At 71.3% G+C, this 24466-nt stretch carries 21 protein-coding genes and 1 pseudogene; 16 read left to right on the top strand and 6 right to left on the bottom strand.

The window, feature by feature from the left end:
• Window positions 1–12: 12 nt before the first annotated feature.
• The 6 genes from HQN59_RS14065 (at window position 13) to HQN59_RS14040 (ending at window position 7099) form a co-directional block, all read left to right on the top strand.
• The gene (locus tag HQN59_RS14065; RefSeq protein ID WP_176069740.1) at window positions 13–1560 is read left to right on the top strand and encodes a DUF1501 domain-containing protein; all 1548 of its coding nucleotides are present in this window, start codon (window positions 13–15) and stop codon (window positions 1558–1560) included.
• Window positions 1561–1752: 192 nt separating this feature from the next.
• Complete coding sequence (locus tag HQN59_RS14060) at window positions 1753–2646, top strand: amino acid ABC transporter substrate-binding protein (protein ID WP_176069739.1); 894 nt, start codon at window positions 1753–1755, stop codon at window positions 2644–2646.
• Window positions 2647–2705: 59 nt separating this feature from the next.
• Window positions 2706–3890 carry a BMP family ABC transporter substrate-binding protein gene (locus HQN59_RS14055; RefSeq protein ID WP_176069738.1) on the top strand — a complete coding sequence of 395 codons (1185 nt, stop codon included), beginning with the start codon at window positions 2706–2708 and terminating at the stop codon, window positions 3888–3890.
• Between the two features lie 125 nt (window positions 3891–4015).
• Entirely contained in the window at window positions 4016–5056 is a 1041-nt protein-coding gene (locus tag HQN59_RS14050) for an adenosine deaminase (RefSeq protein ID WP_176069737.1), read from the top strand.
• 46 nt (window positions 5057–5102) lie between these two features.
• Window positions 5103–5732, top strand: a complete 630-nt coding sequence (locus tag HQN59_RS14045; protein WP_176069736.1) for a glutathione S-transferase family protein — start codon at window positions 5103–5105, stop codon at window positions 5730–5732.
• A 233-nt stretch (window positions 5733–5965) separates the two neighbouring features.
• The gene (locus HQN59_RS14040; protein WP_176069735.1) at window positions 5966–7099 is read left to right on the top strand and encodes a BMP family ABC transporter substrate-binding protein; all 1134 of its coding nucleotides are present in this window, start codon (window positions 5966–5968) and stop codon (window positions 7097–7099) included.
• A gap of 64 nt (window positions 7100–7163) precedes the next feature.
• Here the strand turns inward: HQN59_RS14040 and msrB are convergent, their stop codons facing one another.
• Both msrB and HQN59_RS14030 read right to left on the bottom strand, forming a co-directional pair.
• On the bottom strand, window positions 7164–7676 hold the full coding sequence (msrB, locus tag HQN59_RS14035) for a peptide-methionine (R)-S-oxide reductase MsrB (RefSeq protein ID WP_176069734.1): 513 nt from the start codon (window positions 7674–7676) through the stop codon (window positions 7164–7166).
• A 136-nt stretch (window positions 7677–7812) separates the two neighbouring features.
• A complete protein-coding gene (locus tag HQN59_RS14030; RefSeq protein WP_176069733.1) occupies window positions 7813–8688 on the bottom strand; it encodes a dioxygenase family protein in 876 nt (291 codons plus the stop codon).
• Between HQN59_RS14030 and HQN59_RS27030 the strand changes: the two are divergent.
• From HQN59_RS27030 to HQN59_RS14005, 5 genes and pseudogenes are all read left to right on the top strand, one after another.
• Window positions 8687–9130 (top strand): annotated as a pseudogene (locus tag HQN59_RS27030) (DUF6351 family protein); the annotation flags it as partial. The gene HQN59_RS14030 and the pseudogene HQN59_RS27030 overlap by 2 nt on opposite strands.
• Window positions 9131–9191: 61 nt before the next feature.
• Window positions 9192–11093, top strand: coding sequence for a DUF6351 family protein (locus tag HQN59_RS14020; RefSeq protein ID WP_259372730.1), 1902 nt, complete (start codon window positions 9192–9194; stop codon window positions 11091–11093).
• Between the two features lie 194 nt (window positions 11094–11287).
• Window positions 11288–13849, top strand: a complete 2562-nt coding sequence (locus HQN59_RS14015; RefSeq protein WP_176069730.1) for an ABC transporter permease — start codon at window positions 11288–11290, stop codon at window positions 13847–13849.
• 328 nt (window positions 13850–14177) lie between these two features.
• Complete coding sequence (locus HQN59_RS14010) at window positions 14178–15320, top strand: hybrid sensor histidine kinase/response regulator (protein WP_176069729.1); 1143 nt, start codon at window positions 14178–14180, stop codon at window positions 15318–15320.
• A gap of 19 nt (window positions 15321–15339) precedes the next feature.
• Entirely contained in the window at window positions 15340–15975 is a 636-nt protein-coding gene (locus HQN59_RS14005) for a response regulator (RefSeq protein ID WP_176069728.1), read from the top strand.
• A gap of 43 nt (window positions 15976–16018) precedes the next feature.
• On the opposite strand, the gene HQN59_RS14000 is transcribed toward HQN59_RS14005, so the two are convergent.
• Window positions 16019–16450 (bottom strand): DUF1841 family protein, encoded by a 432-nt coding sequence (locus HQN59_RS14000; RefSeq protein WP_176069727.1) that lies wholly within the window; start codon window positions 16448–16450, stop codon window positions 16019–16021.
• A 119-nt stretch (window positions 16451–16569) separates the two neighbouring features.
• Between HQN59_RS14000 and HQN59_RS13995 the strand changes: the two genes are divergently transcribed.
• Window positions 16570–17145: a malonic semialdehyde reductase gene (locus tag HQN59_RS13995; protein WP_176069726.1), complete on the top strand. Its 576-nt coding sequence runs from the start codon at window positions 16570–16572 to the stop codon at window positions 17143–17145.
• A gap of 19 nt (window positions 17146–17164) precedes the next feature.
• Here the strand turns inward: HQN59_RS13995 and HQN59_RS13990 are convergent, their stop codons facing one another.
• Genes HQN59_RS13990 through kefF form a run of 3 tightly spaced genes read right to left on the bottom strand, consistent with a single transcriptional unit; the run spans window position 17165 to window position 20416 of the window.
• A complete protein-coding gene (locus HQN59_RS13990) occupies window positions 17165–17668 on the bottom strand; it encodes a hypothetical protein (protein ID WP_176069725.1) in 504 nt (167 codons plus the stop codon).
• Window positions 17669–17685: 17 nt separating this feature from the next.
• Window positions 17686–19701, bottom strand: a complete 2016-nt coding sequence (kefC, locus tag HQN59_RS13985; RefSeq protein ID WP_176069724.1) for a glutathione-regulated potassium-efflux system protein KefC — start codon at window positions 19699–19701, stop codon at window positions 17686–17688.
• A gap of 19 nt (window positions 19702–19720) precedes the next feature.
• Window positions 19721–20416 (bottom strand): glutathione-regulated potassium-efflux system oxidoreductase KefF, encoded by a 696-nt coding sequence (gene kefF, locus HQN59_RS13980; protein WP_176069723.1) that lies wholly within the window; start codon window positions 20414–20416, stop codon window positions 19721–19723.
• A gap of 142 nt (window positions 20417–20558) precedes the next feature.
• Between kefF and HQN59_RS13975 the strand changes: the two genes are divergently transcribed.
• The 4 genes from HQN59_RS13975 to HQN59_RS13960 are packed head-to-tail and all read left to right on the top strand — an operon-like array spanning window position 20559 to window position 24341.
• A complete protein-coding gene (locus tag HQN59_RS13975; protein ID WP_176069722.1) occupies window positions 20559–21173 on the top strand; it encodes a ParA family protein in 615 nt (204 codons plus the stop codon).
• Window positions 21174–21205: 32 nt separating this feature from the next.
• Entirely contained in the window at window positions 21206–21658 is a 453-nt protein-coding gene (locus HQN59_RS13970; RefSeq protein WP_176069721.1) for a MaoC family dehydratase, read from the top strand.
• On the top strand, window positions 21655–22398 hold the full coding sequence (locus HQN59_RS13965; protein ID WP_176069720.1) for a response regulator: 744 nt from the start codon (window positions 21655–21657) through the stop codon (window positions 22396–22398). Before HQN59_RS13970 ends, HQN59_RS13965 begins: the two co-directional genes overlap by 4 nt.
• A complete protein-coding gene (locus HQN59_RS13960; RefSeq protein WP_246294916.1) occupies window positions 22395–24341 on the top strand; it encodes an ATP-binding protein in 1947 nt (648 codons plus the stop codon). The genes HQN59_RS13965 and HQN59_RS13960 overlap by 4 nt, the downstream gene beginning before the upstream one ends.
• Window positions 24342–24466 lie beyond the last annotated feature (125 nt).

The following is a 24466-nucleotide window of genomic DNA, read 5'->3' as shown; positions in this document are numbered from 1 at the left end:
GCGGAGCCCCCGATGAACATCCTCCACGACGCCTCGCGCCGCCTCTTCCTGCGCAAGAGCGCAGCCCTTTCGGCGCTGGTCGGCAGCGCCGCCCCGCTGGCCCTCAACCTGAGCGCGATGGGCTCGGCCGCGGCACAAGCCGCGCCCGACTACCGCGCCATCGTCTGCCTCTTCCTCTACGGCGGCAACGACGCCTTCAACATGGTGCTGCCGACCGATGCGGCATCGTGGAACGCGTACACCTCGACGCGCACCCAGGCGCCCGACCCGATCGCGCTGCTCGCGCCCGGCACGGCCGCGAACGCCGCGGCCGCGGCTGGCTCGCCGGCCCGCCTGGGCGGCGTGCTGCCGATCGCGCCGCGCAACCCGCAGGGCCGCAGCTTCGCGCTGCACCCGTCGCTGAGCGCGCTGCAGACGCTGTTCGACACCGACAAGCGCCTCGCGATCCTGCCCAACATCGGGCCGCTGATCATGCCGACGACGAAGGCGCAGTACGCCCAGTCGACCTACCCGAAGCCGGCGCGCCTGTTCTCGCACAACGACCAGCAGAACACCTGGCAGGCGCTCGGCCCGGAGGGCGCGACGCGCGGCTGGGGCGGTCGCCTCGGCGACCTGCTCGCGTCGAGCAACTCGCCGGCGCTCTTCACCGCGATCTCCGCGGCCGGCAATGCGGTGTTCCTGGACGGCGAGACGGTGCGCCAGTACGGCGTCTCGACCAACGGCCCGACCCGCGTCGGCCTCGACGCCAACGGCCGGGTCTACGGCTCGGCCGACGTCGGCGCCGCGCTGCAGCGCCTGGTCACGACGAGCCGCACCACGCATCCGTTCGACACCGACCTCGCCGCCGCCGGGCGCCGCACGTTCAGCGCCGAGGAGGCGCTGCGCACCGCGCTGCGTGCGCCGAGCGAGGCGCCGTTCGGCACCGCGCCGGCGAGCGGCGCCTACAACGTCGCCAACGACCCCAAGCTGCGCTTCCTCAACCCGGTGACCGGCGCCGAGGCCGCCAACGGGCTCGCGCAGCAGTTCCAGGTGGTGGCCCGGCTGATCGACGCGGGCCTGCGCGGCGCCAGCGGCGCGAAGCGCCAGGTCTTCTTCGTCAGCCTCGGCGGCTTCGACACCCACGACCTGCAGAACCGCAACCAGGCGGTGCTGTTCGCGCAGCTCGCGCAGGCGCTGCGCTATTTCGACCAGACGCTGGCGGCGCTCGGCGCGCTCGAGCAGGTGACCACGTTCACCGCCAGCGACTTCGGCCGAACCTTCACCAGCAACGGCGACGGCACCGACCATGGCTGGGGCAGCCATCATTTCGTGATGGGCGGCGCGGTGCGCGGCGGCGACCTGTACGGCGCGTTCCCGATGCTCGGCCTCAAGAACGCGTCGAACAGCAACTTCGACAGCAGCCCCGATCAGCTCGGCAACGGCAGCCTGCTGCCCAAGACCTCGGTCGACCAGCTCGGCGCGACGCTCGCCCAGTGGTTCGGCGTGTCGGCGAGCGATGCGCTGACGGTGTTCCCGAACCTCGCGAACTTCGGACAGCGCAACCTCGGCTTCTTCGGCTAGCCGCTCGTTCCTGCCGGAGCGGCACGCCCACGCTGGCGTGCCGCTTGCATTCGCCGCGTCGGCCAAGCCCTCGCGCGCGGCGGCGCGGCGCGCGCGAGCCTCTCGGGCTCGCAGATAATCCGCGCGACCGAAACGCTCGGCACGAGCGAGGGTCGCGCAGCGACCGGCCGTCGAGCCGTGGAAAGGGTGCAGATGCGTACGAGGAACTGCTGGCTCCGCGCGCTCGGAGCCTGCCTGCTGCTCGCGGGCGAAGCGGCGCACGCCGGCGCGGTGCTCGACCGCATCCGCGCGAGCGGCCAGATCACGTTCGCACATCGCGAGTCGTCGGTGCCGTTCTCCTACCTCGACGCGAACAAGCGGCCGGTCGGGTACGCGATCGACATCTGCCTCAGGCTTGCCGAGGCGGTGCGCCGCGAGATCGGCGCGAAGGCGCTGACGCCTCGCTTCCTGATGGTGACGCCCGCCAACCGCATCCAGAGCATCGCCGAGGGCAAGGCCGACCTCGAGTGCGGCTCGACGACCAACAACGCCGAGCGCCGCAAGTCGGTGGCGTTCACGGTGCCGCATTACATCGCGGGGGCGCGCCTGCTGGTGCGCGCCGACGCGAAGATCGACGACGTCGCCCAGCTCAACGGCAAGCGGGTGGTGTCGACGCAGGGCACGACGCCGCTCAAGGCCTTGCAGCAGCTCGGCCGCGATCGCCTGCTCGACTTCAAGATCGCCGAGGTGCCCGAGCACACGCGCGGCGTCGAGATGGTCGAGCGGGGCGAAGCCGAGGCCTTCGTGATGGACGACGTGCTGCTCTACGGCCTCGTCGCGTCGCGCCCGGAACCGGGCAAGCTCAAGGTGGTCGGCAAGTACGTCACGGTCGAGCCGCTCGCCATCATGCTGTCGAAGGACGACGCCGACTTCAAGCGGATCGTCGACGACGAGATGAAGCGCCTGATCCGCAGCCGCGAGATCAACCCGATCTACGATCGCTGGTTCTTGAGCCCGATCCCGCCGCGCAACACGGCGCTCAACCTCCCGATGAGCTATCTGCTGAAGGACTTCTGGAAGGTGCCGACCGACGTGGTCTGGTTCTGAACCGCGTCGCCGAGCGACCGGGCCGCCCGCTTTCTTCAACGCCCCCGCCTCACATCACCATGACCGAACTCGCAAGACCTCCCCTGGCCCGGATCGCCGGCTGGCTCGGCGTTGCCGCCGTGACCGCCCTCGCGGCGTGCAGCAAGACCGAGCAGACGACCACCGTCGCGACCGCCCCGGCGGCCTCGGCGGCGGCGCCCGCGTCGGCGGCCGCACCGGCGTCGGGCGAGCCGCTGAAGATCGCGTTCGCCTACGTCGGCCCGGTCGGCGACGGCGGCTGGACCTTCGCGCACGACAACGGCCGCAAGGCGCTCGAGAAGGAGTTCGGCTCGCGCATCGTCACCAGCTACGTCGAGAAGGTGCCCGAGGCGGCCGACGCCGAGCGCGTGTTCCGCGACATGGTCGGGCAGGGCAACAAGCTGATCTTCGGCACCACGTTCGGCTACATGGAGCCGATGCTGAAGGTCGCCGTCGACGCCAAGGACGTGAAGTTCGAGCACGCGACCGGCTACAAGCAGGCCGAGAACATGCGCACCTACGACACCCGCACGTACGAGGGCGCGTACATGGCCGGCGTGATCGCCGGCGGCATGACCAAGAGCAACGTGCTCGGCGTGGTCGGCTCGATCCCGATCCCCGAGGTGGTGCGCAACATCAACAGCTTCACGCTCGGCGCGCAGTCGGTGAACCCGAACGTGAAGACGCGCGTGGTCTGGGTCAACAGCTGGTACGACCCGCCGAAGGAAACCGAAGCCGCGCAGTCGCTGCTGAACGGCGGCGCCGACGTGCTGATGCAGAACACCGACTCGCCCGCGGTCCTGAAGGCGGCCGAAGGCGCCGGCAAGTACGCGTTCGGCTGGGACAGCGACATGACCGCGTACGGCCCGAAGGCGCACCTCGCCTCGAGCGTCATCGATTGGGGCAAGTACTACGTCAAGGCGACGCGCGAGGCGCTCGACGGCACCTGGAAGGGCGGCGGCCACACCTGGTGGGGCGTCAAGGAAGGTGCGATCGACCTGGTCGCGATCTCCGACAAGGTGCCGGCCGACCTGCGCGGCAAGCTCGACACCGTGCGCAACGGTCTCAAGGACGGCAGCTTCGTGATCTGGAAGGGCCCGATCGAGAGCAACGACGGCAAGTCGGTGCTGGCCGCCGGCTCGAACGCGGACGACAACTTCCTGCGCGGCATCAACTTCTACGTCAAGGGCGTCGAAGGCACCGTTCCGGGCGGCGAGAAGAAGTAAGCCGCGGGCGGCCACGCCGCGCTCGCAAGGTTGACCGAAGGCCGCTTTCGAGCGGCCTTTTTCGTGCCCGTCGCGGTCTTGCTCGCTGCGGCAGAATGCCTCGGCCGCCCTGTCGAATACCTGCCATGAGTCCCGACCCGACCGATCGCCAGCGCCTGGTGCGCCTGCTGCACGAGATGCCCAAGGCCGAGCTGCACATCCACATCGAAGGCTCGCTCGAGCCCGAGCTGATGTTCGAACTGGCGGCGAAGAACGGCGTCGCGCTGCCGTATCCGGACGTCGAGGCGCTGCGCGCGGCGTACGCGTTCCACGACCTGCAGAGCTTCCTCGACATCTACTACGCCGGCGCGAGCGTGCTGCTGACCGCCGACGATTTCGAGGCGATGACGTTCGCCTACTTCGAGCGCGCCGCCGCCGACCGCGTGATGCACGCCGAGATCTTCTTCGACCCGCAGACGCACACCGCGCGCGGCGTGCCGCTCGACACCGTGTTCGAAGGCCTCACCCGCGCCTGCGCGCGCGCCGAGCGCAGCTTCGGCATCACGAGCGGGCTGATCCTCTGCTTCCTGCGCCATCTCAGCGAGGAAGAGGCGTTCTCGACGCTCGAGCAGGCGCTGCCGTGGCGCCACCAGCTGCTCGGCGTCGGCCTCGACAGCGGTGAGCGCGGCAACCCGCCCGAGAAGTTCGCGCGCGTGTTCGCGAAGGCGCGCGCGCTCGGCCTCCATCTCGTCGCCCACGCCGGCGAAGAGGGGCCGGCCGAGTACGTGCGCAGCGCACTCGACGTGCTGCACGCCGAGCGCATCGACCACGGCGTGCGCTCGATCGACGACCCCGAGCTGGTGCAGCGCCTCGCCCGCGAGGGCATCGCGCTCACGGTGTGCCCGCTCTCGAACCTCAAGCTGCGCGTGTTCGATCGCCTGAGCGAGCACAACCTCGCCGTGCTGCTGCGGCAGGGTGTCAAGGTGACCGTCAACTCCGACGACCCCGCGTACTTCGGCGGCTACATCACGCAGAACTTCGTCGAGACCTTCGAGGCCCTGCCGCAGCTCGGCGTGGACGACGCCTACATGCTCGCCCGCAACAGCTTCGAGGCGAGCTTCGTCAGCCCCGAGCGGCGCCGGCAGATGATCGAGCGGCTCGACGCCGCGTTCGCCGAGGCCGCCTGAGCCGCGGCGTGGAAAAGGTCCGACCCTTCGTCGAGGAGCCCTGCCGATGACGACCCGCCGCATCACGCTCTACCACGCGCCGCACTCGCGCTCCGGCGGCGTGCTCGTGCTGCTCGACGAGCTCGGCGCCGAGCACGACCTCGTGGTGCTCGACCTCAAGCGCGGCGAGCAGCGTGAGCCGGCGTACCTGGCCGTCAACCCGATGGGCAAGGTGCCGGCGATAGTCCACGAGGGCGCGCTCGTCACCGAACAGGGCGCGGTCTACGCGTATCTGGCCGACCTCTATTCCGAGCGCGGCCTCGCGCCGCGAGTCGGCGACCCGCTGCGCGGGCCGTACCTGCGCTGGCTGTTCTTCTATGGCTCGTCGTTCGAGCCGGCGGTGACCGATCGTGCGATGAAGCGCGACCCCGCGCCCGAGTCGACGTCGCCGTACGGCACCTTCGACTCGGTCATCAAGACGCTCGACGACCAGCTCGGCAAGGGCCCGTGGCTGCTCGGCGAGCGCTTCAGCGCGGCCGACGTGCTGTGGGGCAGCGCGCTGCGCTGGACCACGATGTTCAAGCTGGTGCCGGTGACGCCGGCGATCGGCGCCTACATCGAGCGCTATGCGGCGCGGCCGGCGGTCGCGCGCGCGGCCGAGCGGGACGCCGCGCTCGCGAAGGCGCAAGAAGGCTGACCCGGCCGTCGCACGAGGTGCGACGCCGCTCCGGCGTCGCATTCGCGAGGCCATGACGGCGTAGCCGCGCAAGCCGGGCGTCGCGCAGTCCGTGCGCTTGCGAAAGCGGATGGCCCCCGGATGCCATCGTTCGGCAACGGCCGAGCCGGTGCCACCTCGCGGCTCGCCGACAATCCCGGACCGGCCGTCGCCCTGCGGCCGGAACTCGCCCCGGGGCCATGTCGAGGACAACCATGTCGAAAAACCTCATCCGCGTCGGCGCGCGTGCGCTGATCGTGTTCCTGGCGGGCGCGCTCGCCGCCACCACCCTGCCGCTGCAGGCCCAGCCCGGCAAAGCGTCGACGCCGCGGGCAGAGCCGCTCGTCGTCGGCTTCGTCTACGTGACGCCGGTCGGCGACGCCGGCTGGACCTACCAGCACGACCTCGGCCGGCGCGCGCTCGAGCGATCGCTGGGGGCGCGCGTGAAGACGCTCGCCGTCGAGTCGGTTCCCGAAGGCGCCGACGCCGAGCGCGTGATGCGCGACCTCGTCGGGCAGGGCGCCAAGCTCGTCGTCGCGACCAGCTTTGGCTATCTCGAGCCGGCGCTGCGCGTCGCCGCCGACCACCCCGAGGTGCGCTTCGAGCACGCCGGCGGCTACAAGACCGCGCCGAACCTCGGCACCTACGACGCGCGCTACTACGAGGCGCGCTGGCTGGGCGGCTACCTGGCCGGTCGGATCAGCCGCAGCGGCATCGCCGGCTACGTGGCGGCGTTCCCGGTGCCCGAGGTGGTGCAGGGCATCAACGCGTTCGCGCTCGGCATGCGTGCGGCCAACCCGCGCGCCCAGGTGCGCGTGATCTGGCTCGACACCTGGTTCGACCCGGCCAAGGAGCGCGCCGCCGCGCAGACGCTGGTCGACCGCGGTGCCGACGTGCTGACCAACCACAGCGCGTCGCCGGCTGTCGCGCAGGCGGCGCAGGCCAACTTCGCCGAGCGCAGGGTGCGCCTCGTCGGCTACACCAGCGACATGCGCGCGTTCGCGCCCGACGCGCAGGCCGCCGCCATCGTCCACCAGTGGGGCGGCTTCTACACGCAGGTCGCGACCGACGTGCTCGAGCGGCGCTGGAAGCCGGCGCCGGTGTGGGGCGGCATTGCGAGCGGCATGGTCGACCTGACGGCGGTCGACCCCAGGCTGCCCGCCGACGTGCGCAACGACGTCGCCGCGCGGCGCCGCGCCATCGCGGGCGGCGCCTTCAAGCCGTTTGCGGCGCCGCTGGTCGACAACACCGGTCAGCGCCGGCTGATGAGCGGCACCCTCGACGACGCCGCGATCCGCACCATGGACTGGCTCGTCGAGGGTGTGGTCGGGCAGGTGCCGCGCCGCTGAGCGCTTGCCGAGCCACCTGGGTGCGCCGCACGCCCGATGGCAGGCCGCGCGCTTCGGTGCGTCGTCAGCCCGCGGCGCTTGCCATCGGGTTGGTGGTCTCGCCGCGGCCGAGCTTGTCGGGCAGCGGCTGGTCGCTCGGGGTGAACTCGAGCGCCACCGAGTTGATGCAGTAGCGCAGGCGCCTCGGCGGCGGGCCGTCCGGGAAGACGTGGCCCTGGTGGCTGTCGCAGCGCCCGCAGCGCACCTCGGTGCGCACCATGCCGTGGCTGGTGTCGCGCACCTCGCGGATGTGGCCGTCGGCGATCGGCACGGTGAAGCTCGGCCAGCCGGTGCCGCTCTCGAACTTGGTCGGCGACGCGAACAGCGGCAGGCCGCACAGCTTGCAGGCGTAGACGCCGTATTGCTTCGTGTCGAGATAGCCGCCGCAGAACGGCGCCTCGGTACCGTGACGCAGCAGCACCTCGCGGTCGGCCGGCGTCAGCTTCGCCTCGAGCGTCTTGCGCTGTTCCACGCTGGGCGGCGTGAGGTCGAAGCGGCCCGGCGGGATCGAGGGCCTGGGTGCGGTGGAAGGGTTCATCGTGGCTCCTGGGTCGAATGGCGTGCAGCGTAGGCGCATTCGCGCGACCTGTCGCGGCGCGGGACTCCGGACGATGCGGATAGCGGCCGCGCACGTGGCGTCGGCGGGGCACGGCGCCGATTCGACGCCGGCGCCCTCAGGTTGCCATGGTGGATCGCGCGCTCGCGACCAGCGCGTCGTCAAGCCGCCCCGCTTCGGCGCCGAACGCGTAGGCATCCATGCCGAGGCTGCCGAACGTCACGCTCGTGTGCAGCCGATGCGGCGTCGCATCGCGTCCGCCGGCGCCGGCGGCGACGAACCACGGCAGCAGGTGCTCGTCGGTCGGGTGCATGTCGACCGCGTGCGGCGCACGCCGGCGGTAGTCGAAGAGGGCGTCCCAGTCGTGCGCACGGCTGTTGGCGACGAACCAGTCGCGGAACGCCGCGCTTTCCGGGATCTCCGGCTGCTCCATCGGCGCACGCAGGCCGCTCGCGAACACGCGGCGCAGGTTGTGCGTGATGCTGCCGGTGCCGAGCACCAGCACGCCGTCGTCGCGCAACGGCGCGAGCGCGGCGCCGAGCGCGAACTGCTCGGCCGGGCTGCGCGCCGGGTCGAACGCGAGTGGCAGCACCGGCACGTCGGCCTCGGGGTAGACATAGCGCAGGGCGGTCCAGATGCCGTGGTCGAGTCCGCCCCGGTCGACGCGGTGCACGTCGATGCCGGCAGCCTGGAGGCGCGTCGCCACGTCGGCGGCGAGCGCGGGGTGACCTGGCGCGTCGTAGCGCAGCGTCGAGAGCCGCGGGTCGAAGCCGCCGAAGTCGTAGATCGCCTGGTGGCGTGCGCCGGCGAGCAGCACGTGGCTGCGTGCCGCGGTGTGCGCCGAGATCGCGACGATCGCGCGCGGCCGGCCGAACGTGGCGTCGATCGCCGGACCGAGACGGCGCAGGAACGCGCCGGCAGCGCCGGGCTCGAGCGCGATCATCGGCGAGCCGTGCGAGACGAAGAGGGCGGGCAGGGTCGACGTCGTGTTCATGCCGCGATTGGACTCGCTGGCACGCGACTTCGGTTTGAGCGCGATCGAACGCCGCGTTCAAGATGGTGCACAGGGCGCTCAACCAGGGAAATCACCGAGCCGTCGCGGCGCACGGTTTGCCACTTGCGCAGCACGCTCGACCTGCCCGGCAGACGCTGGCGCTCCGGACCGGGCGCAACAACCCAGGGCCAGGAGGCAAGAACCCATGAAGACGATCTCGATGCGAGCGGGCCTCGCCGCCGCCTGCACGCTGATGCTGGGCGCACTGGCGTCGTGCGGCGGCGGCGGTGACTCGAACGAACCCACGGTGCAGGTGCTGTCGTCGCGCGCCGACCAGGTGACCGGCGGCAGCGCGCTGATCGCGGTCGAGCCCGATAGCGGCAGCAGCGGCACACTGCGCGTGCGCCTCAACAACACCGACGTGTCGGGCGCATTCGCGACCGACCCTGCCAACCCCAAACGCAAGATCGCGGTGGTGACCGGCCTCAACGTCGGCACCAACGCTGGTCGCCGACACGGGAGACGGCAGCCGATCGATCACGCTGACCAACTACCCGATCACGGGGCCGGTGATCTCCGGCCCCCTCCAGACGCCCTTCGTCTGCCAGACCACCGACTTCACGTTGCCGAACGGCAGCAAGCTGCCGGCCGCGCTGGACGCCAACTGCAGCATCAACCCGGTCGTGCAGTACCTTTACCTGCCCACGGGCGGCACGGCGCTCCGGCCGCTGCCGAGCACGAGCGCACTGCCCGGCGACGTCGCGAACACCACCACTTCGACGGGTCAGACCGTCCCGTTCGTGGTGCGCGTCGAGACCCGCACCGTCGACCGCGGCATCTACCAGAGCGCGGTGCTGCACAACCCGGTCAGCGAGCCGGCACCGACACCCGCCACGCCCCCGAAGGGCTGGAACCGGCGCCTGATCGCGGTGCAGGGCTTCGGCTGCACCGGCGGCTGGTACGTGCAGGGCGCCGCGCAGGGCAACCTCGCGATCGCCGACTTCGACTTCAGCCTGCTCAACGTCAAGCGCCTCGGCGAGGGCTACGCGACGCACGCCAACACGCTGCACCACGCCTCGAACAACTGCAACGCCGTGCTCGCGAGCGAGGCCGCGATGATGTCGAAGGAGCAGTTCATCAAGACCCATGGCGTGCCGGTCTATACCGTCAGCGCGGGTTGCTCCGGCGGCTCGTACGGCAGCGCGCAACCGGCCGATCGCATTCCCGGCCTCTATGACGGCGTGCTGATCGCGTGTACCTTCCCCGATCCGCTGTCGATCGCGTTCTCGGGCTCCGACGGGCACCTGCTGACGCACTACTTCGCGCTCAACCCGACGCTCTTCACTGACGCGCAGAAAGTCGCGGTGTCGGGCTACAAGGGTCTGCAGGCGTTCATCGATGCCGCCAACCAGGCTGCGCGCACCGATCCGATCACCGGCCGTGCCGACATCCCGGGCTACAACCCGGGCGTGTTCAACGCGGCGGTGCCCGCGTCCGCGCGCTACAACCCGACCAGCAATCCGCGTGGCGCGCGGCCGACCGTGTACGACGCCGCGAAGAACATCTACGGCGTCGACAAGGCCAGCGGCTTCGCCCTGCGCCCGTTCGACAACGTCGGGGTGCAGTACGGCTTGGCGGCGCTCAACTCGGGCGCAATCACGAAGACCCAGTTCCTCGATCTCAACGAGCGCGTCGGCGGCTACGACCAGGACGCCAACTACGTCGCCGGGCGCAGCGTCGGTGACCCTGGCGCGATGAAGCGCGCGCAGGAGAGCGGGCTGCAGATCGGCGGCAACGGCGGCCTCGCGTCGATCCCGGTGTTCGACGTCAGCGGCATCTACAACGACGACACCGCCTACCACTACCAGTGGTTCCACTTTGCGCTGCGAGACCGCATGGCGCAGTGGAACGGGAATGCCGACAACCACGTGATGTGGCGCGGCAACCCGGTGCCGGCCGAGACCGCGTGGTCCACGTTCATCGCCTGGGTCGAGGCCTACAAGGCGGACGCCGGCAATCGCAGCCAGCGCGAGAAGGTGATCGCCAGCAAGCCCCAGATGGCGACCGACGGCTGCTGGGCGAGCCTCACGCAGTTCATCAACGAGCGCCAGACGCTGAGCAGCCAGCCCAATTCGCAGTGCAATACGCGCTTCCCGAGCTGGACCTTCCCGCGTCAGGTGGCCGGCGGCCCGGTCGCGGCGAACATCATCAAGTGCAGCCTGAAGCCGGTGACGGCGTCCGACTACAACGTGACGTTCACGGCTGCAGAGCTGACGCGCCTCGACGCCATCTTCCCGACCGGCGTGTGCGACTGGTCGCAGCGCGGCAACCTCACGGGCGTGGTGCCGAACGCGTCGTTCGGGCCAGCGCCGGAGAACCTGGTATTCGACGTGACGAAGTCGTAAGACGCCGCAGTTGCGTCGATGAAGGGCGTCTGCCGAAAGGCAGGCGCCTTTTTTCTGGCGGTTGGCGGGAGCGCGTGGTCGGGTCAACTGCAGCGGGATCATGAAGGTGCGTCCGACGAAGGCAGCGCCGCCCGCTCGACGCGTACGCATCACCCGCACCGGCGCCGGCATCGCCAGTCGTGTACCTTCGCCCGATGACCGAAGCCTCACGACCGCCCGCGCCCCTCGTCCCTTCGGCCTGGCGCCTCGGCTGGCGCCAGCTCATGCGCGATTTCCGTGCCGGCGAGCTGCGCCTCCTCGTCGTGGCGGTGATGCTGGCCGTGGCGGCGTTGTCGGCGGTCGGCTTCTTCGCCGACCGCATCAACGGCGGGCTCGCGCGCGACGCACGCCAGCTACTCGGCGGCGACGCGATCGTCGCGAGCGACCAGCCGGCGCCGCCGGCATTCGCCGAACGCGCACGCGCGCTCGGCCTTGCGGTCGCGACGACGGCGAGCTTCCCGAGCATGGGCCGGGCGCCCGACGAGAAGGGCGGCGCGACGCGCCTCGTCAGCGTCAAGGCGGTGAGCGACGCCTATCCCTTGCGCGGCGAGTTGCGCCTCAACAGCGGCCCCGATACGCCCGAGACCGGCGCCCGCCGCGCGCCCGTGCGCGGCAAGGCCTGGGTCGACCCGGCACTGCTCGACGCGCTCGGCCTCAAGGTCGGCGACCCGCTGCTGCTCGGCGACGCGAGTCTCGCGATCGAAAAGGTGATCGCCATCGAGCCGGATCGCGGAACCGGCTTTTCGAGCTTCGCGCCGCGGGTGCTGATCAACGAGGCCGACCTGCCGGCGACCGGTCTGATCCAGCCGGCAAGCCGGGTCGGCTACCGGCTCGCCGTGGCGGCCCCCGACCCCAACCGCGATCGCGCGGTGCGCCAGTTCGTCGACTGGGCCGAGGCGCACGTCAAGGGCAACCAGCTGCGCGGGGTGCGCGTCGAGTCGCTCGAGACCGGCCGTCCCGAGATGCGCCAGACGCTCGACCGTGCCGAGAAGTTCCTCAACCTGGTCGCGCTGCTGGCCGCGCTGCTCGCGGCCGTGGCGGTCGGCATCGCCTCGCGCGACTTCGCGACGCGCCACCTCGACGATTGCGCGATGTTGCGCGTGCTCGGTCTGCCGCAGCGCACGATCGCGCTGCAGTACCTCACCGAGTTCGGGCTGATCGGCGTGCTGGCGAGTGTCGCGGGCCTGGTCGTCGGCTTCGCCGTGCACCACGTCTTCGTGCTGCTGCTCGCCGGGCTCGTGAAGGCGAGCCTGCCGCCACCGAGCCTCTGGCCGGCGCTGTTCGGCGTCGGCGTCGGCTTCACGCTGCTGCTCGGCTTCGGTCTGCCGCCGGTGCTGCAACTCGCGCGCGTGCCGCCGCTGCGCGTGATCCGCCGCGATGTCGGCGCGATGAAGCCGGCCTCGCTCGCGGTGCTGGCCGCCGGCGCGCTGGGTTTCGCCGCCCTGCTGCTGGGCGTCTCGAGCGACCTCAAGCTCGGTGCGATCGCGGTCGGCGGCTTCGCCGCGGCGGTCGCGGTGTTCGCGCTGCTGTCGTGGCTGGCGCTCGCGCTGCTGCGCCGGGCGGTACCCGAGGCACGCGCGCCGCGCTGGCTGGTGCTGGCAACGCGCCAGCTGGCCGCACGCCCGGCGTTCGCGGTGCTCCAGGTGTCGGCGCTCGCGGTCGGCCTGCTCGCGCTGGTGCTGCTGGCCCTGTTGCGCACCGACCTTATCGGCAGCTGGCGCAGCGCGACGCCGAAGGACGCGCCGAACCGCTTCGTCATCAACGTGCAGCCGGCGCAGGCCGACGCGTTCCAGCAGCGCCTGCGCGAGGCGGGCGTCACGCGCTACGACTGGTACCCGATGATCCGCGGGCGCCTCGTCGCCATCAACGGCCGCGCCGTCGACCCCGATGCCTACGCCGACACGCGCGCCCAGCGCCTGCTCGACCGCGAGTTCAACCTCAGCCACAGCCCTGCCCTGCCGGGCCACAACACGGTCGAAGGTGGGCGCTGGGTGCCCGACGAGCCGAACGCGCTCAGCGTCGAGTCGGGTCTTGCCGAGACGCTCGGCCTCAAGCTCGGCGACCGCCTGCGCTTCGACATGGCCGGCGAGACGGCCGAAGGCCGCATCACCAGCCTGCGCAAGGTCGACTGGTCGTCGATGCGGGTGAACTTCTTCGTGCTGTTCCCGACCACCGAGATGGCCGACGCACCGGTGACCTACATCGCCGCTTACCAGGCGCCGAAGGTCGCCGGCTTCGACAACGCACTGGCGCGGGATTTCCCGAACATCACCTCGATCGACGTCTCGGCCACCATCGCGCAGGTGCAGGGCGTCATCGACCAGGTCGTGCGGGCGGTCGAGTTCCTGTTCGGCTTCACCCTCGCTGCCGGCCTGGTGGTGCTGTTCGCCGCCATCACCGCCACCCGCGAGGCGCGCGCCCGCGAGTTCGCGGTCATGCGCGCGCTCGGTGCGAGCGCCAGGCTTCTGGCGCAGGTGCAGCGCGGCGAGCTGCTCGGCGTCGGCGCGCTCGCCGGCGTGCTGGCCTCGCTCGCCGCCATCGCCGTGAGCTGGGCGCTCGCGCGCTGGGTGTTCGAGTTCAGCTGGAACCCGGCGCCGTGGGTGCCGATCGCCGGCGGTGCGGCCGGTGCGCTGCTCGCGCTCTCGGCCGGCTGGTGGGGACTGCGCGAGGTGCTGCGCCGGCCGGTGGTGCAGACGCTGCGGCAGGCGGCGGACTGACGCCCTGCGCGGCACGACCGGGGCACCGCGCGACCCGCGGACGTCCTCCGGGCACGCGACGGGCCGCGATGGAGCGACACGCCAGGCTGGTCGGACCGTTCGAGCGCGCGCTGGGACACGAGCGGAGCCGAGTCGCCTGCCGCATCGGCCTCGCAGCGCCGGACAACGGCGACACAGCCCGCACCCATGAAGGCCGCAGTTGAAGGCATCGGCAACCGCGCCATGCGTCGACAGCTGTCAACGAGCCGGCCGCGCAGCAGTTCACGCTCGAAGCTCCCATCGCGCCCGAGCCCTCGACCGGTCATGACCTGACGGCATACTCGCCGCCATGTCGCCACCGCTGAAGGACCGCGTGCTGCGGGTCCTGCATCTCGAAGACTCGGAGCTCGACCACGAACTGCTGCTCGCGCATCTGGCGCGCGGCGGCCTGAAGGCGCACGTGGTGCGCGTCGACTCGGAGGTGCGGTTCCTGAGCGCGCTCGACCAGCCGTGGGACGTGGTCGTCTCCGACTACAACCTGCCGGGCTTCTCGGGCCTCGTCGCGCTCGACCTGCTCAAGGCCAACACGCGCGACGTCCCCTTCATCCTGGTGTCGGGCGAGATCGGCGAGGAGACCGCGGTCGAGGCCATGCGCAACGGCGCGAGCGACTACTTGCTGAAGAACAACCTCGCGCGACTGGTGCCGGCGATGCTGCATGCGGTCGACGCCAGCGAGACGCGGCGCGCGCGCCAGCGCGCCGATCGCGAGCTCATCGAATCGAAGGAGCGCCTGCGCGAGCTCGCGCAGCACCTGCAGACCAGCGTCGAGCAGGAGCGCGCGGCGATCGCGCGCGAGATCCACGACGACGTCGGCGGCTCACTGACGGCGCTCAAGTTCGACCTGGCCTGGATCGCGCGCCACGCGACCACGCCGGAGGTGATCGCGCGCGTCAGCTCGGCGCTCGAGACGGTGACGCATGCGGTCGAGGCGAGCCAGCGGATCATGCACAACCTCAGGCCGGCGATCCTCGAGCAGGGGCTGGTCGCGGCGCTGCACTGGATCGCCCTGCGCTTCGAGCGCCGCACCGGCATCCATTGCGAGATCCGCCTGCCGAGCCAGCAGCTCGACCTGCCCGCGGGTGTGCCGCTGGTCGCGTACCGCGCCGCCCAGGAGGCGCTCACCAACATCACCAAGCACGCACAGGCGACGCGCGTGCGGATCGACCTCGCCGTGGCCGGCGGTGTGCTCTCGCTCGAGATCAGCGACAACGGCCGGGGCCTGCGCCAGGAGGACCTGAGCAAGGCGCGCTCGTTCGGCATCCGCGGCCTGCACGAGCGCGCCGGCACCGTGGGCGGCTGGGTCGACCTGGCGAGCGGGTCGACCGGCACGACGCTCATCCTGTCGGTGCCGCTCAACACCCAGGATTCGAGCTTCACCGAGCCGATGCAGGACAGCCGGTCGTACGATCCGAGCCAGTGGGGCGAGATATGAGGCCTGCGGAGAGCGTTCGATGATCAAGGTCTTCCTGTGCGACGACCACGCGCTGATCCGGCGCGGCATTCGCGACACCTTGTCGGATGCGGCGGACATCGAGGTGGTCGGCGAGGCCGGCGACTACGGCGAGCTGCGCCAGCTGATGCGCGAGAAAACCGCCGACGTGCTGGTGCTCGACATCAACCTGCCCGGGCGCAGCGGCCTCGACGTGCTGCACGCGCTCAAGGACGAAGGCACCGCGATGCGCGTGCTCGTCGTCTCGATGTACCCCGAGGACCAGTACGCGATCCGCGCACTGCGCGCCGGCGCCTACGGCTACGTCAACAAGGGCGGCGATCCGGGGCTCATCGTGAGCGCGGTGCGCACGGTGGCGCAGGGCCGCAAGTACGTGACCCCCGAGATCGCGCAGATGCTGGTCGAGAGCCTCACCGCCCCGGCGGTCGAGAACGCGCACGAGAAGCTCTCCGACCGCGAAATGCAGACGCTGGTGATGATCGCGTCGGGCAAGCGCCTCTCCGACATCGCCGAGGAGCTGATGCTGAGCCCGAAGACGGTGAGCGTCTATCGGGCGCGCGTGCTCGAGAAGCTGGGCCTGACCAACAACTCGGAGATGACGGTGTACGCGATCCGGAGCGGGCTGGTCGGCAACTGAGCCGGCGCACGCGCCGCGCAGCCGCCCCGCGGCAGATGAAGCGTCAGCTCGTCGCGCGTCGCCGCACGCAGTCGATGTAGGCCTCGCCGTCGGGCGGACGGCCGCTGCGCTGCGACTCCCACAGCATCCGGCCGAGGCATTCCATCACCTCGTGCTGCGCGGCGTGTGCCGAGCCGCGCCGGTGGCTCAGCAGCTCGAACGCCTGCTTGATGCCGCGCGGCTGGTCGATCGCGATCTGCTCGCTGATCGACAGGTGCATCGAGAGGTGCAGGAACGGGTTCTCGCGGCCGCCTTCCGCGGTGTAGGTGGCGCTGCGCGCCCGCTCAGCGTCCGACAGGTCGTCGGCGTACTCCGGATGCTCGGCAATCCAGTCGGCGGCGATCGCCTCGAGCGGCGTCAGCGGCGCGCCGCTCGTGCGCTTGCTCGCCGCCTCGCAGAAGAAGGTGCGGACGTCGTTGCGGGAGGGGTCGAACATCGGCGCATTCTGCCCGCGAGGGTTCAGTCGAATCGAACCCCGGCGACAAACCCCTGCATCGGCCGGGCGGCACCGGCTCGGAAGAATCGGGGCATTCGAACCGACCTGGTCCACTGCCGATGAACGTCACCACCGAACAGCTGTTCACCGAGGCGCGCACCCACAACGGGTTCCGCGCCGAGCCGATCCCCGACGCCACCCTGCGCGAGCTCTACGACCTCATGAAGTGGGGCCCGACGTCGGCCAACTGCAGCCCGGCTCGCATCGTCTTCGTGCGCACGCGCGAGGCCAAGGAACGCCTGCTCGCCGGCATGTCGCCCGGCAACGTGCAGAAGACGCGCGAAGCGCCGGTGACCGCGGTCATCGGCATGGACCTCGCATTTCCCGACAAGCTCCCGTTCCTCTTTCCGCACGCCGACGCACGGGCCTGGTTCGCCGGCAACGAGCCGCTCGTCGAGGCGACGGCGTTCCGCAACTCGAGCCTGCAGGCGGGCTACTTCATCGTCGCGGCGCGCGCGCTCGGCCTCGACTGCGGCCCGATGAGCGGGTTCGACCCGGCGATCGTCGACGCTGCGTTCTGGGCCGGGACGCGCATCAGGACCAACCTCGTCTGCAACCTCGGTCACGGCGACCCGAGCAAGCTGTTCGGCCGCAGCCCGCGCCTGCCGTTCGACGAGGCGTGCCGCATCGAGTGAGCAGCCGCCGGCACCGACGTCAGTCGAGCTTGCGGTCCTCTTCCTTGGCCTGCTCCATCGCTTCGGGCTCGACGTCTTCCGCGGCGCGGTTGAACCAGACGAACGCGCCCCAGCCGGCGAGCAGCGCGGCAACGCCAACGACGCTCGCGGCGGCATAGGTCAGGTCGCTGGGGTTCTCGTGCAGGGCCTTCATGGTCGCGACCAGCGCCTCGATCCCGAGCGCGACGGCGATCACCACCACGAAGCGCGAAAGGAACCGGCGCACCCGCGTCGGCGCGCTGACGTGCGCCTCGCGCACCACCTCCTCTTCGACGATGGTCTGCGAGATCTGCAGCGCGACGACCGCGACCGCGGTGATGCCCATCGCCTCGATCAACGCGATCGCGCCCTGCAGGTCGAGCCCGCTCGCCAGCGCGTCCCAGCACGCGCGCACCGCGGTGACGAGCAGCAGCACGCAGATCACGGCAAAGAGCAGCGCGAGCGCCGCGTGCACCGTGGCGAAGACGCGGACCAGCGTTTTCATCGGATCGCCTTTCGGGCTCAGTTCGCGGGCGCCGCCGGTGCCGGACGGCCCGGCTCGACGTCGGGCGGCATGGCCGCTTCGGAGCGTGCGTCGTCGGACCTCGGCGCGGCTGGGGCGGGCGCCGCAGCCGTCATCGTCCCGTCCGCGGCACCGTCGACCGGTGCGGAAGCCGCCACGGAAGGCGGCGTGCCGTCGCCGTCACGATTGGCACGCTCCGGTCCCCAGCCGCTGCGCAGGCGTCGCTCGCGCGCCTGCGCGCGCTCGAGCGCGAACAGCTCCTCGAGCTGCTGACGGCCCTGCCGGGCCGCCGCGATCAGGCGCGCCTCGTCCCTGCGGTGCGGCGCGAGCGCCTGCAGCTGCTCGACGTTGTAGCGGCGAAAGCGCAGCGCGAGCGTGCGCGCCAGGTGCGGCTGCCAGCCGAGCGTCTCGAGCGCGCTGCGCGCGCTCATCAGCGCCGAATCGAAGGTCTCGCGCTCGATCAGCCGGACGCCGAGCTCGTAAAGCTCGTAGTAGTGCTGCACGTTGCGCGCACGCGCGACGATGGTGAGCTGCGGAAAGTTGTCGCGCACCATCCGCGCGATCGCGGTGCTCGTCTGCGCGTCGTCGATGGCAAGCACCAGCAGGCGCGCGGTGGCGGCGCCGGCGGTTCGCAGCAGGTCGAGCCGCGAGGCGTCGCCGTAGTAGACGCGCCAGCCGAAGCGGCGCAGCGCCTCGATCGCCTCGGCGTCGTGGTCGAGCACGGTGGCCTGCACGCCGTTGGCGTAGAGCATGCGGCCGACGATCTGCCCGTAGCGGCCGAAGCCGGCGATGATGACCGGCGTGTTCTGCGGCTCCTCGAGCTCGGGCACGTCGGGCCGGGGCCCCGTGCCGAGGCGCGGCGTCCACCAGCGATCGGCGGCGATCAGCAGCAGCGGCGTCAGCAGCATCGAGATCGCGACCGCCGCGGTCAGCAGCGACGCCGCGTCGGCGCCGATCACGCGCGCTCCGACGGCGGTCTGGAACACCACGAAGCCGAATTCGCCGCCCTGTGCGAGCAGCAGCACGAACACCGGCCGCTCGAGACGCGGGATCTGCATCGGCACGCTCATCACCCAGAGCACGAGCGCCTTGACGGCCAGGAACACCAGCACCAGCAGGGCCACCGCGCCGGGCTGCGCGACGACCAGGCGCATGTCGATGCTCATCCCGACCGCGATGAAGAAGAGGCCCAGCAGCAGGCCCTTGAACGGCTCGATGTCGGTCTCGAGCTCGCGCCGGTACTCGCTCTCGGCGAGCAGCACGCCGGCGAGGAAGGCGCCGAGCGCCATCGAAAGGCCCACCGCCTGCATCAGCGACGCCGTCGCCACCACCAGCAGCAGCGCGGCGGCGGTGAAGATCTCGGGCGTACGGCTGTTCGCGATCCAGCGCAGTGCCGGACGCAGCAGGAGGCGCCCGCCGAGCACGATGACCGCGATCACGGCCAGTGCGCGCAGCGCGCCGAGCCAGCCGCCGCCGTCGCTCGCGCTCGCCGCCGGCTGGGCGGCCAGGAACGGCAGCAGCGCCAGCAACGGGATCGCCGCGACGTCCTGCAGCAGGGCGACGCTGAGCACGCCCTGGCCGGCGGTGTTGCCCGACATGTTGCGCTCGGCGAGGAGGCCGAGGCCGATCGCCGTCGACGAAAGGGCGAGCCCGAAGCCGCCGACCACCGCGAGACGCCAGTCGAAGCCGAGGGCCATGCCGACCAGCGCGAGCAGCACGGTCGATCCGAACAGCTGCACGCTGCCCCAGCCGAAGATCGGCCTTCGCATCGCCCACAGCCGCCGCGGCTCGAGTTCGAGGCCGACCAGGAACAGCATCAGGACGACGCCGAACTCGGCCACGTGCAGGATCTCCTGCGGATCGCGCACGACCTGCAGGCCCCACGGGCCGATCACGATCCCGGCCACCAGGTAGCCGATGATCGAGCCGAGCCCGGCGTAGCGCGCGAGCGGCACCGCGAGCACCGCGGCGGCCAGATAGACGAGGCCGCTGCTCAGCCAGCCACCGTGCTCCATCAGGCGACGTCCCGCGCGCTCATGCGGCGTCGGCCAGGTTCACGTGCGGGCGCTCGCTCGGCGGCACCTCGCACGCGGGGCACGCCTCGAGTCCCTGCAGTTCGTCCCAGTCGGGGTAGCGCTCGAGGCGGTCGGCGAACGTCGCGGCGTGCGCCGCGATCGTCGCGTCGCTCGCCTGGTGCGCGCCGTGCAGCACCAGCGGCGGCAGGAAGCGCATGCCGCACAGAACCGCGCTCTGCTCGTAGGGCGGCAGGAAGGCGTCGAAGAAGTAGCGGTTGTAGCCGCGCGGGTGATACGACGATTCGGCGCCGCCGGTGCTGGCGACGAGCCAGACGTCCTTGCCCTGCAGCGCGTCGCCGCCCTGGCCGTAGGCCCAGCCGAGCGTCAGCACTTCGTCGAGCCACAGCTTCAACAGCGGCGGCATGCCGTACCACTGCATGGGGTGCAGCCAGACCACCAGTCGGGCCGATTCGAGCGCGGCCTGTTCGGCGTTCACGTCGATCAGGTAGTCCGGGTAGAGCGCGTACAGGTCGCGCACGGCGACCGAGCCGTCGGCGCCGGCCCCGCGCGCCGCCCGCATCAGCTGTCGGTTCACGCGGGACTGGTCGAGGCGTGGATGCGCCGCCAGCACGACGATGCGAGGCCCGCGGGTCGGCGCACCCTCGGGCGCGCTCGCAAGGCCGGTGGCGGCAGGCTTGGGGTCGGCAACGGGCATGTCGTGCGAGCGCCGCGGCGGCGGGGCCGGGGATCAGTCTGAAGGGGGAGGGCGGCGTTTTCCGGGGGGACACCGCGGGTGCAGCCCGCTAACATAACCTCAAAGCGCCATCGGGCGTGCGAAAAAGACGGAGGGCTTGCCCATGCCGGTGTTCGTCGTGGCCAACCCGAAAGGCGGCGTCGGCAAGTCGACGTTGGCGACCAACCTGGCAGGCTACCTGGCGGCGCGAGGCTACGCGGTCATGCTCGGCGACGCCGATCGCCAGCAGTCGTCGCGCACCTGGCTCGACCTCAGGCCCGTCGGCCTGCCGGAGATCAGCACCTGGGAAGTCAGCCACGACGACGTCGTGCGGCCGCCCAAGGGCACCACCCACGTCGTGCTCGACACGCCCGCCGGCCTCTCGGGCAAACGCCTCGACGAGGTGATGAAGATCGCCGACCGCGTGCTGGTGCCGCTGCAGCCCAGCATCTTCGACATCCACGCGACGCACGACTTCCTGCAGCAGCTCGCCGCCAACCGGCGCAGCAGCCGGGTCGGGATCGGCGTCGTCGGCATGCGCACGCGCGAGGGAACGATCGCGACCGACCAGCTGCGCACGTTCCTCGGCGGGCTCAACGTGCCGCTGCTCACGTTCCTGCGCGACACCCAGAACTACGTCCACCTGGCGGCGCACGGCCTGTCGCTGTGGGACGTGGCGTCGAGCCGCTTCGAGCGCGATGTCGAGCAGTGGCAGCCGATCATCACGTGGATCAACTGACGAGGCCACAGCCGACAAGGAGGACTGCCACGATGATCCGCTTCACGAACCTCGCCGAGCTCGAGCCGCACGTCGGCCGCGAGATCGGCGTCAGCGACTGGGTACACGTCACCCAGCAGCGCATCGACCTGTTCGCCGAGGCGACCAACGATCGCCAGTGGATCCACGTCGACCCGGCACGGGCCGCGGACGGGCCGTTCGGCACCACGGTCGCGCACGGCTTCTTCACCCTCTCGCTGCTGCCCGAGATGGCCGCCAGCGCGTTCGAGATCGACAACACTCGGCTCAGCGTGAACTACGGGCTCAACCGCGTGCGCTTCCCGGCGCCGGTGCCGAGCGGCAGCCGCCTGCGCGGGCGCTTCAAGCTGGTGTCGTACGAGCCCATCGAGGGCGGCGTGCAGCTGACCTTCGGCGTCACGATGGAGCGCGAGGGCAGCGACAAACCGGTCTGCGTCGCCGAAACAGTGGCGCGGCGCTATCCATGAGCGCCCCGCTCAAGGCCCTGCTGGTCGACGACCACCCGCTCATCCTGGCGGCGCTGAAGAGCGTCGTCGAAGGCATGGGCGCACCGTACCGCGTGGTCGGCGTCGGCAGCGCGAGCGCCGCGCGCGAGGCGCTCGCCGCCGACTCGTCGTTCGACCTGGTGCTGCTCGACCTCAACCTCGGTGACGCCAACGGCTTCGACCTGCTCGTGGAACTGCGGCGCGCGTACCCGGCGCTGCCGGTGGTGGTGCTGTCGGCGTCCGACCGCAGCAGCGACGTGATCCGTGCGATCGACCTCGGCGCGATGGGCTTCGTGCCCAAGCGGGCGAGCAACGAGGCCCTGTTCGAGGCGCTGCGCACGGTGATGATGGGGCGCATCTACGTGCCGCCGATGTCGCTGCGCAGCAACCCGAAGTTCGACGAGCAGGACGGCGCCGCCGCGCCGGCGGGTGACGTGAACGCGCCGCCGCCGCGTCTCGACGGCGTGCGCAGTCCGCTCGCGGGCCTCACGCCGGCCAAGCTCAAGATCACGCCGCGCCAGTTCGACGTGCTCGCGCTGCTGCTGCGCGGGCAGTCGAACAAGCTGATCGCGCGCGAGCTCAACGTCTCGCTCGAGACCGTGAAGGACCATGTCGCGGCGGTGCTGCGCGCGCTCAACGTGAACTCGCGCACACAGGCGGTGCTCGCGGTAAGCCAGATGCACGAGCCCGGCAGCGTGCCGCAATGGCGGCGCCCGGATTGAGCGCTGGCGGGGCGGCCGGCGCGCTGGCGGGCTCTGCCGGCGCCGGCTCGCTCGAAATCGTGCCGGCACGGCCGGCGGGTGCGACCGGCGCCGACCTGTCCGCTGCCGCCTCCGCGTTGCCGCCGGGGGCGGACGCTGCCGCCGCGCCGGCGCCCGCGCCGAGCGCCGAGGCGGCGCTGCGCGAGAAGGTGCGCAGCGCGTTCGACTACATGCCGGCCACGCTGGTCGGCATGATCGCCGGCGTCGGCATCGTGGCGCTGCTGTTCTGGCGCGTCACGCCGATGCCGGTCATGGGCGCCTGGCTCGGTGCCTTCGCCGTGCTCTGGCTCGGTCGGCTCTTCATGCTGCTGCGCTACCGGCGCGCGGTCGCCGGCGGCCGCCCCAATTGGCGCGGCTGGCTGCGCATCTGGAACGCCGCGACGCTGACCTCCGCGTTCCTCTGGGGCATGACCGCGATCGCGTTCTATTCGCGCGGCAGCGGCGTGCAGCAGACCGGGCTCATCATCGTCATCTACAGCTACTGCATCGCCGCGGTGCCGGTGCTGGCGAACCAGGCGCGCGTGTTCCTGGCCTTCGGCGTGCTCTGCTTCGGACCGATGATCGTCCGCATCGCGAGCGACGGCGACATCGGCAGCATGCAGCTCGCCGCGGAACTGCTGCTGATCGTGAGCCTGATCAGCGTGCTCGCCGGGAGCTACCGTCAGGCCTTCCAGCGCGTCACCGAGGAGAAGCTGCGGGCCGACGGCCTCCTGGACGCGCTGCGCGTCGAGAAGCAGGCGGCCGATGCGGCACGTCACGAGGCCGAGGTCGCCAACCGCGCCAAGACGCAGTTCTTCACGGCCGCCAGTCACGACCTGCGCCAGCCGCTGCATGCGATGGGCCTCTTCGCCGAGGCGTTGCGCCAGCGCACCCACGAGCCCGAAGTCGCCCAGCTCGTCAACAGCATCAACGAGTCGGTCGACGCGCTCGAGCAGCTGTTCTCGCAGCTCCTCGACATCACGCGCATCGACACCGGCGGCGTCGACGTCAAGCCGCAGCACTTCGTGGTCGGCGACATCTTCAGGAAGCTCCGCCTGCACTACGAGCCCGAGGCGTTCGACAAGGGGCTCGAGCTGCGGCTGCGCGGCGGCCGGCACGCCATTCACGCCGATCCGCTGCTGGTCGAGCGCGTGCTTCGCAACCTGGTGTCGAACGCGATCCGCTACACCACCGACGGCTCGGTGCTCGTCACCTGCCGGCGCCGCGGGGAACGCGTGCGCCTGCAGGTGTGGGACACCGGACCGGGCATCCGCGCCGAGGACCGAAAGCGCGTCTTCGAGGAGTTCTACCAGGTGCCGAACGCCACCGCGCCGGCGCCGGACGAGCGCAAGGGCCTCGGTCTCGGCCTGGCCATCGTCAAGCGTCTGGCGGGTCTGATGGGCGCCCCGCTCGACTTGCGCTCCGAGCCGGGGCGCGGCAGCGTGTTCACGCTCGAGCTGCCGGTCGGGGAGCCGCCGCGCGAGCGCGCCGACGCGGTCGCCAGCAAGGCGCCGGCCGGGGTGACGCTCGCCGGCACCACGATCATCATCGTCGAGGACGAGCCGGCCGTGCGCGAAGGCCTCGAGGTGCTGCTGCGCGGCTGGGGCGCCGACGTGCTGGCGTTTGACAGCGTCGCCGCGACGCGCGCGTGGGCCGGCGACGACGCCCCGAGCGCGGCAGCGGGCGCGATCAAGCCGGCGCTGCTGATCGTCGACTACCGGCTCGAGGCGGGGCAGACCGGCGTCGACGCGATCAACCTGCTGCGCCGGCGCTTCGGCGCCCAGGTACCGGCGATCGTCGTCACCGGCAGCAGCATGACGGGGCACGAGAAGGAGGCCGCCGAGCACGACTTCCACGTGCTGATCAAGCCGGTGCTGCCGAACAAGCTGCGCGCGATGATCGCGTTCAAGCTGGCGGGGCGCTGAGCGCCCGTCGACCCGGATCGGTCACGATGCGGATGCGGGCCAGGCCGGCGTCGGGAACACCCTGACTGGGGCGCGTCGGGCACTGCCGCGTAATACGGCTTGACGAACACCAACAAGGAGGCTCC

The sequence above is a fragment of the Rhizobacter koreensis genome, assembly GCF_013366375.1.
Taxonomy (GTDB): Bacteria; Pseudomonadota; Gammaproteobacteria; order Burkholderiales; family Burkholderiaceae_C; genus Schlegelella_A; species Schlegelella_A koreensis.
Note: the sequence above shows the minus strand (reverse complement) of the source record. Positions and strands in the feature narration are given on the sequence as shown.